The following is a 14168-nucleotide window of genomic DNA, read 5'->3' as shown; positions in this document are numbered from 1 at the left end:
CCGCGCCCGGGTCAGCCGGGCAGCAGGCGTTCCAGCAGCGCCAGGTAAAGGTCGGGCAAGGCCTCCAGGTCGGCCACGGCGACATGCTCGTCGACCTGGTGGATGCTCGCGTTCACCGGGCCGATCTCGATGCACTGCGCACCCAGGGGCGCGATGAAGCGCGCGTCCGACGTGCCACCGCCGGTGCTTTCCTCGGGCGGTGCGCCCGCCGACGCGGCCAGCACCTCGCGCGCCGCCGCCCGAAGCGGCCCTTCCGGAGTGAAGAACGGCTCGCCGCTCCGGTGCCAGCGCAGCGAGACGTCCAGCCCATGGCGCTCGAGCACCGTCTCGATCTCGGCCTCCAGCCGCGCGGCGTCCCAGTGCGGGTTGTAGCGCAGGTTGAAGTCCACCCGCAGTTCGCCCGGAATCACATTGCCCGCACCCGTGCCCGCGGCGACATTGCTGATCTGCAGGCTGGTGGGCGGGAAGCTCTCGTAGCCGGCGTCCCAGCGGCGGCCGGTGAGCTCGGCCAGCGCCGCCAGCGCTTCATGCACCGGATTGCGCGCCTTGTCCGGATAGGCGACGTGTCCCTGCACGCCGTGCACGGTCAGGGCCCCGCTGAGCGACCCGCGCCGTCCCACGCGCAGCAGGTCGCCCAGCTGCTCGCTCGACGAGGGCTCGCCGGTGACGCACCAGTCGACGGGCTGGCCTCGACGGCGGAACTCTTCCGCCACCCGGCGCACGCCGTCGATCGCGTCGCCCTCCTCGTCCGAGGTCAGCAGCAGGGCCACCGTGCCGCGGTGGTCGGGGTGCGCCGCCACGTAGCGTTCCAGCGCGACCACGAAGGCCGCGACGCTGCCCTTCATGTCGGCAGCGCCGCGCCCGTACAGCACGCCATCGCGGATGTCGGGCACGAAGGGATCGCTGGCCCACGCCGCGCGCGGACCCGGCGGCACCACGTCGGTGTGGCCCAGCAACACCAGCACCGGCGCGCCGCTGCCGTGCGTGGCCCACAGGTTGTCGACCTCGCCGTAGCGCAGCGACTCGCAGAGGAAGCCGGCGCGAGCCAGCCGCTCCGCGATCAGCGCCTGGCAACCGGCATCGTCCGGCGTGACCGAGGGCCGCGCGATGAGTTCGCAGGCCAGGGCCAGCACGTCGCTCACGCGTCGGTCCCGAAGCGCTTGCGGAAGCCGTTGTCGCTGAAGCCCTGGGTGACGGTGCCATCCGCGGTCACCACCAGCGGCCGCCGGATCAGCTGCGGATACTCGCGCAGCAGCAGCTTCCACTCGGCGTCCGAGCCCGCGGCCTTGCGGTGGGGCGGCAGCTCGCGCCAGGTGATGGACGACTTGTTGACCATGGCCTCGAAGCCGCCCAGCCTCGCCGACCACTCCAGCAGGGTCTCGGGCGAAGGCTTTTCCTCCCGGTAGTCGACGAAGTCGTGGGCGATGTCGAAGCGGTCGAGCCACTTGCGCGCCTTGCGGCAGGTATCGCAGTTCTTCAGGCCGTACAGCGTGGCGGCCACCGGTGCGTCCCCGCTCACTGCGCGTGTCCGCGCAGCAGCTCGTTGACCGAGGTCTTGGCGCGCGTGCGCGCGTCGACCTGCTTGACGATCACCGCGCAGTAGAGCGAATGCGATCCGTCGGCCGCGGGCAGCGAGCCGGCCACCACCACGCTGCCCGGGGGCACCACGCCGTAGCTGGTCTCGCCGGTCATGCGGTTGTAGATGCGGGTCGACTGGCCGAGGAAGACGCCCATCCCGATCACGCTGTGGTGGCCGACGATGACGCCCTCCACCACCTCGGACCGGGCCCCGACGAAGACATGATCCTCGATGATCGTCGGCGCGGCCTGCAGCGGCTCGAGCACGCCGCCGATGCCGGCACCGCCGGAGATGTGGCAGTGCTTGCCGACCTGCGCACAGGACCCCACCGTGGCCCAGGTGTCGACCATCGTGCCGGCGCCGATCCAGGCCCCGATGTTCACGAACGAGGGCATCAGCACCACGTCGCGGCCGATGTGCGCGCCGCGGCGCGCGATCGCGCCGGGCAGGACACGCGCGCCGAGCTTGCGGAACGCGGCCTCGTCGAAGTCCTCGAAGCGCATCGGGATCTTGTCCCAGTACGGCGCCGGGTACTGCTCGCCGAGCTCCATCTCCTGCACGCGGAAGTACAGCAGCACGGCCTTCTTCAGCCATTCGTTGACGTGCCAGCCGCCCTTGCCATCGGGCTCGGCCACGCGCAGGCGCCCGGCCTCCAGGCCCTCGATGGCCTGGTCGACCAGCAGCCGCGTCGAGCCCTCGATTTCCTCGGGCGTCAGCATCGATCGCCGCGCCCAGGCGCTGTCGATCATGAAGGCGAGCTCGCGGTCGGCATCCGCCACGTGCGGATGCGCCGGGGCCTCGGCGGCGCCGGCGCCACCGGCGACACGGGACGCACCGGACGCACCGGACGCAGCCGGCATCATGCCTCCGGCGGTCGCGGTGACCTTGGCTGCTGGCTTCGTCGCGGACTTCTTCGTCGGGACTTTCTTGGCGACAGGGTTCCGCGCTACAGACTTCTTCGCTGCGACCTTCTTCGATGCGACCTTCTTCGTTGCGGCCTTCGCCGTTGCGACGTTCTTCGCTACCGGACTCTTCGCAACGGACTTCTTTGCCACAGGCGCCTTCGCGACAGACTTCTTGGCGGCAGACTTCTTGGAGGCGGACTTCTTTGCCGCCGCAGGCTTCGCTGCCGCCTTGCCCGCAGCCGAACCCGTGGCCAACGCCTTCTTCGCGCGGGCCTTCTTCGCAATGCTCATTTCGATCCTTCTCCGTCGATCCTGGCCAGGAGCGCCGCGCGCAGCCGCGCGCAGGCCTCCCCGTCCAGCGGTTGCTTGTCTTCTCCGGTCACCCGGAACACGTCCTCGGCGCGTGCGCCGAAGGTCGCGATGCGCGCGTCGTGCACGCGCAGCCCTTCGCTGCGCAGCACGTGCGCGACATCGGCCAGCAGGCCGGGGCGGTCGGTGCCCACCAGGCTCAGCACGGTGCTCGTGCCGTCGGCGCCGGTGGCGAACTCGACCTGCGGGGCGATGCGGAAATGGCGCAGGTGCCGCGGCAGCGTGCGCTGCGCCGGCCGCACCCGGTCCAGCGGACCCGCCAGCACCGCGCCGAGCTTGCGTGCGACCGCGTGCGGATCCGCATCGGCGCGCGCGTCCTCGGGCAGCACCTGGAAGCTGTCGAATACCGCGCCGCCCGGGCCATCGAGCGCACGCGCCTGCTGGATGGCCAGCCCCAGGCGGTCGAGGGTGACCACGATCGCGGCGAACAGCCCGTCGCGGTCCGCGCCGTGAACGAACACCTCCATCGCCTGGCTGCCGGGCGCGACCAGGCGAGCCTTGACCACCGCGCGCACCGGGTCGTCGCCACGGGCGTCATGGAGCGCCTGCGCCTGCCAGGCGATCTGTTCCGCGCGGGCACGCAGGAAGCTGTGCGCGGGGAACCTGTCGAGCAGCGCGTCGGCCGTGGCGGGCGCGATGCCGGCGTCGGCCAGCCGCTTCGACGCGGCGCCACGGGTCTCGGCGATCCGCTCGGCGGCGGCGACCGGATGTTCCAGGCCGCGCCGCAGCGCCAGGCGCGTGGCATCGCGCAGGTCGGCGAGCAGGCGGTCCTTCCACGCGTTCCACAGCTTGGGCGAGGTGCCGGCGATGTCGGCGCAGGTCAGCAGGTAGAGGTAGTCCAGGCGTTCGCGGTCGGCGACCTCGGTGGCGAAGCGATGGATCACCGCCGGGTCGGCGATGTCCTGCTTCTGCGCGGTGACCGACATCAGCAGGTGGCGCAGCACCAGCCACTCGACGAGCGCGGTGTCCCCTTCGCCGAGCCCCATCGTCTCGCAGAAGGCGCGCGCGTCGACCGCGCCGAGCTCGGAATGGTCGCCGCCGCGACCCTTGGCGATGTCGTGGAACAGTCCCGCGAGCAACAGCAGCTCGGGCTTGCGCAGGCCCGGATGCACCTCGTGCGCGCGCGAGAAGCGCTCGTCGGCCTCGCCGCTGGCGAAGGCCGCGAGGTTGCGCAGCACCGCCAGCGTGTGCTGGTCGACGGTGTAGACGTGGAACAGGTCGAACTGCATGCGTCCGGACACCTGTGCGAACGCCGGGATCCAGCGCCCCAGCACGCCCAGCCGCGCCATGCGCTCGAGGCCGCGCACCGGCGCCGGGCCGCGCAGCAGCGCCAGGAACGCGGCGCGCTGCGCGTCGCTGGCCGAGGTATACGGGGCCAGGGCGTCGAGCGCCTCGGCCAGAGCGCGCGCGGTGTGGGTATGCAGTCCGCGCAGTTCGCCCAGGCGCGCCCAGGCCGCGAACAGTTCGAACACCTGGCCGATGTCGCCGTGCGGCCAGCCGTGGTCGCGCGCGGCCAGGTAGCCGCGGCGCAGTTCGAAGCGCGCGTCGACGGGCTCCGGTTCGGCAGCGCCGTCGAAGTGCTCCTCGAAGCGCTGGTGCAGGCGGTCGCCGATCCGGCGCACCACCGCCGCGCTGCGGTAGAAGCCCTGCATCATCTTCTCGACGCCCAGGTTGCGCGCGTCGTCGGCGAAGCCGAGCCGCTCGGCCAGCGCCTTCTGGTGGTCGAAGCGCAGGCGGTCCTCGGCGCGACCGGCCACGAGGTGCAGGCCGTAGCGCAGCCGCTCCAGCGCCTGGCGCTCGCGTCCCAGGGCCGCCGACTCGTCGGCGCCGACGTGACCCAGCGCGACCAGCGGCTCCAGCTCGTGGGTGCCGAATGCGCGGCGCGCCATCCAGCCCAGGGTCTGCAGGTCGCGCAGGCCGCCGGGCCCTTCCTTGAGGTTGGGCTCGAGGTTGTCCGACGTGTCGCCGAAGCGCGCATGGCGCGCCTCCTGCTCGCGCGCCTTGGCCACGAAGAAGTCACGCGCGGGCCAGGCGCGGTCGGGCGCGATCGCCCGCGCCAGCGCCGCGCGGGCGGCCTCGGCGGCGACGACCGGCCGGGCCTCGATCAGCGCCGTCATCACGCTGATGTCCGCGGCGGCCTCCGTGCACTGGGTCGGCGTGCGCACGGCGTGGCTGGCCGCCAGCCCGGTGTCCCACAGCAGGGCGAACAGGCGCGACAGCGCGGCACCGGCGACGTCGTCGGGCTCGCGTTCGGCCAGCACCAGCAGGTCGATGTCGGAATGCGGGAACAGGCTGCCGCGGCCGTAGCCGCCCACGGCGAAGAGCGCCAGCCCGGCATCGTCCGGCACGCAGCGCCGCCAGGTGTCCGCCAGCACCGCGTCGACCGCGTGCGCACGCTCGGCAATCAGGCGGCTGACATCGCCACCGGCGTCGAAGCGTGCCGCCAGCGCTGCCGCGCCCGCGGCCAGCTGCTCGCGGCGCAGCTGCGCCCAGCTTGCATCGCCGGCGACATCGCTGCGGCCCTGCGCATCGGAAGGCGCGGCCGCGTCCACGTCAGAAATCGTTGTCGTCGCCGGGCAGGCGGGTGAGGATGTCCACGCCGTCGGCGGTCACCGCCACCATGTGCTCCCACTGCGCCGAGAGCTTGCGGTCCTTGGTGACCACGGTCCAGCCGTCGGGCAGCAGCCGGGTGTGGCGCGTGCCCTCGTTGATCATCGGCTCGATGGTGAAGGTCATGCCTGCCTCCAGCACCACGCCCTCGCCCGGGCGGCCGTAGTGCAGCACCTGCGGCTCCTCGTGGTAGACCTTGCCGATGCCGTGGCCGCAGTACTCGCGCACCACGCTGAAGCGCTCGGCCTCGGCGTAGCTCTGGATGGCATGGCCGATGTCGCCGAGCGTCGCGCCCGGCCTGACCGCGCGGATGCCGCGGAACATCGCTTCGCGCGTGACCTCGACCAGCCGCTTCGCCATCACCGACGGCGTGCCGGCAAAATACATGCGGCTGGTGTCGCCGTGCCAGCCGTCCTTGATCACGGTGACGTCGATGTTGACGATGTCGCCGTCCTTCAGGACCTTGGCCTCGTTCGGGATGCCATGGCAGATGACGTTGTTGACCGAGATGCAGGTCGCCTTGGGATAGCCCTTGTAGCCGACGTTGGCCGGCGTGGCCTGCTGCACGTTGACGATGTGCTCGTGGCAGAGGCGGTCGAGCTCTTCGGTGCTCACGCCGGGCTTCACGTGCGGGGCGATCATCTGCAGCACCTCCGCAGCCAGGTGGCCGGCGGCGCGCATCTTCTCGATCTGTTCGGGGGTCTTGGGGGTGATGGCCATCCGCGCATTATCGCCCATCGGCGGGCGCTGCTGTCCGGACCTTGCCCCTGCAGGCCCGGGCGGCTAGAATCAACGGGTTCCGCAGCCGGACCCCGGCCCGGAGCCGCCCACGACGGGCGCCACCGTCGAATACACACCCGCTGCAACCACCCGTTCCGGGGTGTCCCGCGCCTGCGAAGGCCGGGATCTGGATACGGAGGCGGCGGGGAGGCCCAACCCCGGAACCCATCGCCCGCCTCCGCGCGGGCAAGCCGCCCCTACCCTTCCGGCGGCCGGGTTCCATGCCAGGAGTTCTGCAATGCCCCAGATCACCATGCGCCAGATGCTGGAAGCCGGCGTCCATTTCGGCCACCAGACGCGCTACTGGAACCCCAAGATGGCGCCGTACATCTTCGGTGCCCGCGGCAAGATCCACATCATCAACCTCGAGAAGACCGTCCCGCTGTTCTCGGACGCGATGAACTTCATTTCGGGCATCGCCCAGAAGCGCGGCATGATCCTGTTCGTCGGCACCAAGCGCAGCGCGCGCGAGCCGATCAAGGAAGAGGCCGAGCGCTGCGGCATGCCGTACATGACCCAGCGCTGGCTGGGCGGCACGCTGACCAACTTCCGCACCGTGAAGGGCTCGGTCTCGCGCCTGAAGACGCTGGAAGCCGGCGAGACCGACGGCACCTTCGACAAGCTGGTCAAGCACGAAGTGCTGGGCCTGCGCCGCGAGCGCGACAAGCTGCTGGCCTCGCTGGGCGGCATCAAGGAAATGAACCGCCTGCCGGACGCGCTGTTCGTGATCGACATCGGCCATGAGGACATCGCGATCAAGGAAGCCAAGAAGCTCGGCATCCCGGTGATCGCGGTCGTCGACACCAACTACGACCCGGCCCTGGTCGACTACGCCATCCCCGGCAACGACGACGCCATCCGCGCCGTGCAGCTGTACGCCCGCGCCGCCGCCGACGCCGTGCTCGAGGGCAAGGCCGCCGCGCCGAGCGCCGCGACCGTGCGCGAGGAAGAGTTCACCGACGGCGCCGATGGCGACAAGCCGCGCCGCGGCCCGGCCCGCAAGAAGGCCGAGGCCACCGAGGCCAAGGCCGACGAGCCGAAGGCCGACGAGGCCAAGGCTGACGAGGCCAAGGCTGACGAGGCCAAGGCGGAAGACGCCAAGCCGGCCGAGTAAGCCGCTCGGCTTCGCACGCCTGACACGCGGCCGCGCCACCATGCGCGGCCGCGCACTTTGAAACACCCACAGATCCCGAGGTCCCCAATGGAAATCACCGCATCCCAGGTCAAGGAACTGCGCGAGCGCACCGGCGCCGGCATGATGGAGTGCAAGAAGGCGCTCACCGAAGCCGGCGGCAACATCGACGCCGCCGCCGAGGCGCTGCGCAAGTCGGGCCTGGCCAAGGCCGACAAGAAGGCCGACCGCGTCACCGCCGAAGGCCGCGTCGCGTTCGCGCAGGCCGGCAACCGCGCCGCCATCGTCGAGATCAACTCCGAGACCGACTTCGTCGCCAAGGACGAGAACTTCGTGGCGTTCTGCGAGACCGTGGCCCAGGCCGCGGTCGGCGTCGACGACATCGACGCGCTCAAGGCCGCCACCGTCGGCGGTCAGACCGTCGAGGAAGCCCGCGCCGCGCTGATCGCCAAGGTCGGCGAGAACGTGCAGGTCCGCCGCATGATCTCGCTCGAGAGCGGCAACACCGTCGCCGGCTACGTCCACGGCGGCCGCATCGGCGTGCTGGTCGAGCTCCAGGGCGGCGACGCCGAACTCGCGCGCAGCCTCGCCATGCACGTCGCGGCGATGAACCCGCCGCACAACAAGGCATCCGACGTTCCGGCCGAGTTCCTGGCCAAGGAGAAGGAAATCGAGCTGGCGAAGATGAGCGACAAGGACCGGGCCAAGCCGGCCGACATCCTCGAGAAGATCATCAGCGGCAAGATCGCCAAGATCGTCAACGAGGTCACCCTGTACGGCCAGCCCTACGTGCTCGACACCGACAAGTCGGTCGAGCAGGTGCTCAAGGCCGCCGGCGCGGACGTCGTCCGCTTCGAGCGCCTCGCCGTCGGCGAAGGCATCGAGAAGGTGGTCGAGGACTACGCGGCCGAAGTGATGAAGCAGGCCGGCCTGGCGTAACCGCCCGCGCCCTCGCCTGGACAGGATCCGGCCCCTTGCGGGGCCGGATTTTTTTTGCCTGCGCGATGGTCAGAAGCGGTAGGCCGCCGAGAACATCACGTACCGCGGGGTCTGCCTGGAGATCGGCAGCAGGTAGGTGTTGGACACCGTGTACGGGGCGTCGGTCCCCGAGGTGACGTCCACCTGCAGCGTCTCGTTCTGGTTGAACACGTTGAGCACCTGCATCCCGAGCGTGAGCCGGTTGTCGAAGGCCTGCGGGTTGTAGGTCAGGCCCAGGTCCAGCGCCTTGTTCCACGACGTGCGCTCGTCACCGGGCGTGGCCACCTCACCGAAGCAGGTGTGGTAGCTCGCCCCGTAGCCCACGGGATCGGCATCGGAGGTGTTCTCGTCGATGCTGCCGTCCGGGTTGTAGAGGCCCAGGCAGCTGATCGGCATGCCCGACTCCACCCGCAGGTTGCCCGAAACCAGCCACTCGGGCGTGATCGCGTAGCTGCCGCGGACCTTGAGCTGGTGCCTGCGGTCGTTGGCGAGGTAGCCGGAGGCGTAGCGCATCAACTCGGCCACGTCCCAGTCCTGGGTCTTGGAGATGTTGCTCTGGCCGAACTCGGACTTCACCTGGCCTTCGTTGTTGCCTTCGCTGAAGCTCAGGGTGTAGTCGACCCGCGCCTCCCACTTGCCGTCGAACGGACGCTCGAAGTACAGGTCGAGCGCCTTGTACTCGCGCTTCATGCCTTCCTCGAAGCGCCAGTCCTGCGGCCCCATGGTGACGTTGACGCGGCTTCCGGTGGGATTGCCGGCGTCATCCACGTTGGCGAGGCTGAAGGTGTTGGTGCCCCCGGGGTTGAACATGTAGCAGTACGCGACTTCCACCTGGCCCAGCTCGGCGCTGCTGGCGAGGTACTTGCCGTCCTGCTCGCCGTAGATCTCCAGGCCCGCCGCGTCCATCAGCGAGTACGGATCGCAGACGTCGTCGATCGAGGACTTGAGGTCGCGGTAGGTCAGCTTGGCGCCGGCCATCCACGTCTCGCCGAGCATCTTCTCGAAGCCGATGATGTACTCGTCCTGGTACATGTTCTTCAGGTCGGACGGGGCGAACGCGAGCACGTCCACGGCCGCGCCGGTCTCGCCGTTGGACGACACCGGGCCCGGCGCGGGCGCGCCGCCGACGCCAGGCACCGCCGTCAGCCCGGTCGGGCGGCCGTCGGGATCGATTCCGCTGTAGGTGAAGTACTCGTAGGTGAAGGTCGATGCCGAGGCGCCGCGGATCGCGACGTTGTTGGGCATCGCCAGGAAGTACCTGCCGGCGTTGGCGAACAGCTTGGCCGAGGCATCGCCGAAGACGTCCCAGGACAGGCCCAGGCGGGGCGCCCACTGGTCCTTGGCGTCCATGTAGGTCTCGCCAAAGTTGTTCTTGTTGGTGAACTGGTCGTTGCGCACGCCGATCGACAGCAGCAGGTTGTCGGTCACGTTCCAGCGGTCCTCGATGTACCAGGCCTTCTGGTCGAGCGACATGCTGGTGTTGGTGAAGTAGCGCAGCTCGCGGACGTAATAGTTGCTGCCCGGCGCCCCCACGCCGAGCGCCGGCGCGAGGTTGCTGTTGGGGTCGGCGACGCGCGCGTACTGCCAGTATTCCGCTTCCTGCGAGGTGCCCTCGTTGGTCGCCTCGAACTCGATGTTGTCGATGCCGAAGGTCAGCGTGTGGTCGCCGACGACCCATTCGAGGTCGGCACGCAGCGCCTTGGTCTCGCTCATGCCATCGCGGCCCTGGTAGGCCGGCTGGCGGTTCGGGATCGGACTGGACCCGACGATCGCCGGGTTCTGGTTGGTCGCGCCCACGACGTAGGGAACGCCCGGCAGGATGCCCGCGTTGATCTGCCGGTTGGTGAACTCGCTCTCGCCGTAGACCGCGCTCAGGGTCAGGACGTCGTTCAGGAACCCGGTGTATTTCAGGATCCTGTATTCGTTCTCCTGCTCGATAGGGGTGGGCGAGATGGTCAGCCGCTCGCCGACGGAGCCGGTGTCGAAGTCGTAGTCGTAGAACGCGCCGTCGCGGTCGATCTTCTCGCGCAGATAGGTCAGTTCCAGCAGGTGGTCGTCGCTGACGTTCCAGTCGAGCTTGCTATAGAGCTTTGGGCTGTCCTGGTCACGCGTTTCCCGGCGCGGGCTGCCCAGCGCGGTCGGCGAATAGGTGCTCTCCGTGCTGGAGTATTCGGCGCCGACGAAGAAGAACAGGCGGTCCTGGATGATCGGACCACCCACGTAGGCGCTGTACACCAGGTTCTCGGAGCTGGCGTCGCGTCCCCGGGAGTACAGGGTTCCGGGACGGTCGGGATCCTCGTACGCCCACTGGCACAACTCGTTGGGCACCGCAGGACCGGTGGGGCCGTCCGGATCCGGTCCACAGGTGCTGGGCAGGTTGGGGTTGGCGTTGGCACCGCTCAGGTCGATCGACGGGAAGTACAGGTCGTCGTTGTCCTCGCGCAGCGACTTGGGCGAGAACACCACCTGGCCGCCGAAGGTCCAGTCATTGGTGCCGCGCTTGCCGATCTGGCTGATCACGCCGCCGGCGGAGCGGCCGTACTTCGCGCTGTAGCCGCCGATGTAGGTTTCCTGCTGGTCGATGGTGCCGAACGGCAGGCTGAAGCCACCCAGGTTGGACAGCGGCTCGCCGCTGAAATAGCCGTTGATGTAGTACGCGTTCTCGGACACGCCCGAGCCGCCGAACGAGACCAGGTTGTCGAAGTAGCCGCCGGCTCCGGAGATCGCGCCCGGGGCGAGCAGCGCGATGGCCTCGGCCGAGCGCCGCAGCGGCAGCCGCTCGATCTGCTCGGCGGTGATGACGCTGCGCGTGTCGGTCGCCGAGATGTCGATTGGCGGCACGAACGAGCCGGTCACGGTGACCGCCTCCATCGTGGTCGCGCCCGCCGACCCTGCGAAGGAAATGTCCACGCCCGAACCGGCGCGGACCACCACGTTGCGGCTGCCCAGGACATCCCCGCCACGCTGCACCGTCAGCGTGTACTCGCCCACCGGCAGGGTGCTGAAGTTGTACCGTCCGCCGGCATCCGCCTCGACGGTGCGGCTGAAGCCGCTGTTGTTGCTGGCGACGACGCTGACCCCCTCCCCGGACGGAACCGTGCCGTACACGCTGCCGGTCGTGCTCTGGGCCTGTACGGCCCCGGCGAAGCAGAAGCCCAGTGCCACGCAGAGTGCGCTGCGCCGGATGCCCGCCAGTCCGTTCCTGTAACGCGATGTGTCTTCCTGCACGCTGAAGTCTCCCCGCAATATGACCCTGAGGGTCGGGAAATTTCCCCGCGTCGCCTGCCTGAGGTCATGGTTCAGGCACGGATGACACGAAGAAGTCAGGAACTTTTCATAAATGAAACCTGAACATTGTGATGACGATCACGCCACGACGGGCCCGACACAGGGAGCCGACACCCGGAACGGCGGACTATGGCGCATCTGGTAACATCCGCCCGGTTTGCCCACCGGAATCCGCACATGTCCCAGCTCGCCTATCGCCGTGTCCTGCTCAAACTGTCCGGCGAGGCGCTGATGGGGGACGAGGATTACGGCATCGATCCCAAGGTCATCCACCGCCTGGCGGCCGAGGTCATCGAGGCGCAGGCCGCGGGCGCCGAGGTGGCGCTGGTGATCGGCGGCGGCAACATCTTCCGTGGCGCGGGACTCGCCGCCGGCGGCATGGACCGGGTGACCGGCGACCAGATGGGCATGCTGGCCACGGTCATCAACGCGCTGGCGATGCAGGACGCGCTGGAAAAGCTCGGCGCCAAGGTGCGCGTGATGAGCGCGATCAAGATCAACGACGTCTGCGAGGACTACATCCGCCGTCGCGCGGTCCGCCACCTCGAGAAGGGCCGGATCACGATCTTCGCCGCGGGCACCGGCAATCCCTTCTTCACCACCGATTCCGGCGCCGCGCTGCGCGCGATCGAGATCGGCGCCGACCTGCTGCTCAAGGCGACCAAGGTCGATGGCGTCTACGACTCGGACCCGAAGAAGAATCCGGATGCCACGCGGTTCGAGCGCCTCAGCTACGACGAAGTCCTGGGCCGCGACCTGCAGGTGATGGACACGGCGGCATTCGCGCTCGCGCGCGACAGCGACCTGCCCCTGCGCATCTTCGACATGGAGCAGCCGGGCCAGCTGCTGCGCATCCTCAAGGGCGAGCCGATCGGCACCCTGGTGCAGGGCCGGAGCTGAGTCCGGCGCGCACGCCTTCCGCGTGCGCGACACCGCCGCGACTGGAATAGTGTCCGGGCCGACCGGGATGGCAGGCTGGCCGCATGCACCAGCATGACCACGGCGGCCACGGCCATCACCATCACCACCACGCGCCGCCGCCGGGCAGCGCGACGCGCACCTTCGCGCTGATCACCCTCGTCAACCTCGCCTACACCATCGTCGAGGCGGCCTACGGCTTCCTGACCGGTTCGCTGGCGCTGCTGTCCGATGCGCTGCACAACCTGGGCGACGTGCTGGGCCTGGCCATGGCCTGGGGCGCGGCGGCCGTCGCCCAGTGGCCGCCGACCGAGCGCCACACCTATGGCTGGCGACGCGCGACCCTGCTCTCGCCACTGGCGAACGCGGTCCTGCTGGTCGGCCTGTCCGGCGCGCTGGCGTGGGAGGCACTGCGCCGGCTGGGCGCGCCGCCGGAGGTGCCGGGGATGACCGTGATCGTGGTGGCGGCGATCGGCATCGCGGTCAATCTCGGCACGGCGCTGATGGTCAGCGGTGGCCATGGCGACCTCAACCGCCGCGGCGCCTACCTGCACCTGATGGCCGACGCCGCCATCTCGCTGGCGACCGTGGTGGCCGGCGTGGGCATGCTGCTGTGGGGCTGGGCCTGGCTCGATCCGGCGATCGCGCTCCTGGTCGGCGTGGTGATCGCGGCCGGCGCGGTGGGCCTGCTGCGCGACAGCTTCAACGCCGCCATGGATGCCGTCCCGACGGACATCGACACCAGCGAGGTGCGCGGGTTCATCGCCGGGCTGCCCGGCGTGGCCTCGGTGCACCACCTGCATATCTGGTCGCTGGGCGCCGGCGCCGTGGCCTTGACCGCGCACCTGGTCCGGCCCGGCGGTGGCGACGACGACGCGTTCATCCATGCGACGCGCGAGGAGCTGAAATCGCGTTTCGGCATCGACCACGCCACCCTCCAGCTCGAGCGGGGCGGCGATGCCTGCATCGACCGGGAGCATGCGCCGGAGGCCTGCGCGCACCGGCATGGCCTATAATCCCGCGATTGCGAACAGGAGCGGGCAGCCGATGCTCAACGAGATCAAGAAGGACGCGCAGACGCGCATGGCCAAGAGCGTGGAAACCCTGCGCCACGACCTGACCAAGGTCCGCACCGGCCGCGCTTCCACCGCGCTGGTCGACCACCTGAAGGTCAACTACTACGGCTCGGACATGCCCCTGACCCAAGTGGCGTCGGTGACCGTGAGCGACGCGCGCTCGCTGACCATCACGCCGTGGGAAAAGCCCATGGTCGCGGCGGTCGAGAAGGCGATCCTCGCCTCCGACCTGGGCCTCACCCCGAACACGGCCGGCACCACCATCCGCATCAACCTGCCCGCGCTGACCGAGGAGCGTCGCCGCGAGCTCACCAAGCTGGTGCACTCCGAAGGCGAGTCGACCAAGGTCGCGATCCGCAACATCCGCCGCGACGCCAACCAGCAGGCCAAGGACCTGCTGAAGGAAAAGGCGATCAGCGAGGATGACGAGCGCCGCTTCGAGGGCGAGATCCAGAAGATCACCGACGACGCGATCCGGGACGTCGACGACGTGGTCAAGGCCAAGGAACAGGAGCTGATGGCGGTCTGATGGC

Annotated in this window: 11 protein-coding genes; 5 read left to right on the top strand and 6 right to left on the bottom strand. The window is 69.6% G+C overall.

The features are described 5' to 3' along the window. Positions 1 to 11: 11 nt before the first annotated feature. The 5 genes from dapE to map are packed head-to-tail and all read right to left on the bottom strand — an operon-like array spanning position 12 to position 6183. A complete protein-coding gene (gene dapE, locus JGR68_RS06855; RefSeq protein WP_199362161.1) occupies positions 12 to 1142 on the bottom strand; it encodes a succinyl-diaminopimelate desuccinylase in 1131 nt (376 codons plus the stop codon). Next, on the bottom strand, positions 1139 to 1501 hold the full coding sequence (locus JGR68_RS06850) for a Spx/MgsR family RNA polymerase-binding regulatory protein (protein ID WP_199362270.1): 363 nt from the start codon (positions 1499 to 1501) through the stop codon (positions 1139 to 1141). Before JGR68_RS06850 ends, dapE begins: the two co-directional genes overlap by 4 nt. Before the next feature lie 14 nt (positions 1502 to 1515). After that, positions 1516 to 2775, bottom strand: coding sequence for a 2,3,4,5-tetrahydropyridine-2,6-dicarboxylate N-succinyltransferase (gene dapD, locus JGR68_RS06845; protein WP_199362162.1), 1260 nt, complete (start codon positions 2773 to 2775; stop codon positions 1516 to 1518). Further along, complete coding sequence (gene glnD / locus JGR68_RS06840; protein WP_234446616.1) at positions 2772 to 5405, bottom strand: [protein-PII] uridylyltransferase; 2634 nt, start codon at positions 5403 to 5405, stop codon at positions 2772 to 2774. Before glnD ends, dapD begins: the two co-directional genes overlap by 4 nt. Position 5406: 1 nt before the next feature. Then, positions 5407 to 6183, bottom strand: coding sequence for a type I methionyl aminopeptidase (map, locus tag JGR68_RS06835; protein ID WP_199362163.1), 777 nt, complete (start codon positions 6181 to 6183; stop codon positions 5407 to 5409). Positions 6184 to 6481: 298 nt separating this feature from the next. Here map and rpsB point away from each other — a divergent pair, with 298 nt between their 5' ends. Both rpsB and tsf read left to right on the top strand, forming a co-directional pair. Further along, positions 6482 to 7357, top strand: coding sequence for a 30S ribosomal protein S2 (gene rpsB, locus JGR68_RS06830; protein WP_199362164.1), 876 nt, complete (start codon positions 6482 to 6484; stop codon positions 7355 to 7357). A gap of 87 nt (positions 7358 to 7444) precedes the next feature. Further along, entirely contained in the window at positions 7445 to 8314 is an 870-nt protein-coding gene (gene tsf, locus JGR68_RS06825; protein ID WP_199362165.1) for a translation elongation factor Ts, read from the top strand. A gap of 69 nt (positions 8315 to 8383) precedes the next feature. Here tsf and JGR68_RS06820 read toward each other — a convergent pair whose 3' ends face one another. Further along, positions 8384 to 11581 carry a TonB-dependent receptor gene (locus JGR68_RS06820; protein ID WP_199362166.1) on the bottom strand — a complete coding sequence of 1066 codons (3198 nt, stop codon included), beginning with the start codon at positions 11579 to 11581 and terminating at the stop codon, positions 8384 to 8386. Positions 11582 to 11818: 237 nt separating this feature from the next. On the opposite strand from JGR68_RS06820, the gene pyrH reads away from it, so the two are divergent. The 3 genes from pyrH to frr all read left to right on the top strand — a co-directional run bounded on the left by pyrH (position 11819) and on the right by frr (position 14164). Further along, the gene (gene pyrH / locus JGR68_RS06815) at positions 11819 to 12541 is read left to right on the top strand and encodes a UMP kinase (protein ID WP_199362167.1); all 723 of its coding nucleotides are present in this window, start codon (positions 11819 to 11821) and stop codon (positions 12539 to 12541) included. Positions 12542 to 12624: 83 nt separating this feature from the next. After that, positions 12625 to 13575 (top strand): cation diffusion facilitator family transporter, encoded by a 951-nt coding sequence (locus JGR68_RS06810; protein WP_199362168.1) that lies wholly within the window; start codon positions 12625 to 12627, stop codon positions 13573 to 13575. Positions 13576 to 13606: 31 nt separating this feature from the next. After that, positions 13607 to 14164, top strand: a complete 558-nt coding sequence (frr, locus tag JGR68_RS06805) for a ribosome recycling factor (protein ID WP_199362169.1) — start codon at positions 13607 to 13609, stop codon at positions 14162 to 14164. Positions 14165 to 14168: the final 4 nt, after the last annotated feature.

It is taken from the genome of Luteimonas sp. MC1750 (genome assembly GCF_016615955.1).
GTDB lineage: Bacteria > Pseudomonadota > Gammaproteobacteria > Xanthomonadales > Xanthomonadaceae > Luteimonas.
Note: the sequence above shows the minus strand (reverse complement) of the source record. Positions and strands in the feature narration are given on the sequence as shown.

What these genes read in the sequence shown, in the direction of transcription:
- dapD (WP_199362162.1), bottom strand. Translation starts at nt 2,775, where the DNA reads ATGAGCATTGCGAAGAAGGCCCGCGCGAAGAAGGCGTTGGCCACGGGT.
- map (WP_199362163.1), bottom strand. Translation starts at nt 6,183, where the DNA reads ATGGCCATCACCCCCAAGACCCCCGAACAGATCGAGAAGATGCGCGCC.
- rpsB (WP_199362164.1), top strand. Translation starts at nt 6,482, where the DNA reads ATGCCCCAGATCACCATGCGCCAGATGCTGGAAGCCGGCGTCCATTTC.
- tsf (WP_199362165.1), top strand. Translation starts at nt 7,445, where the DNA reads ATGGAAATCACCGCATCCCAGGTCAAGGAACTGCGCGAGCGCACCGGC.
- pyrH (WP_199362167.1), top strand. Translation starts at nt 11,819, where the DNA reads ATGTCCCAGCTCGCCTATCGCCGTGTCCTGCTCAAACTGTCCGGCGAG.
- JGR68_RS06810 (WP_199362168.1), top strand. Translation starts at nt 12,625, where the DNA reads ATGCACCAGCATGACCACGGCGGCCACGGCCATCACCATCACCACCAC.
- frr (WP_199362169.1), top strand. Translation starts at nt 13,607, where the DNA reads ATGCTCAACGAGATCAAGAAGGACGCGCAGACGCGCATGGCCAAGAGC.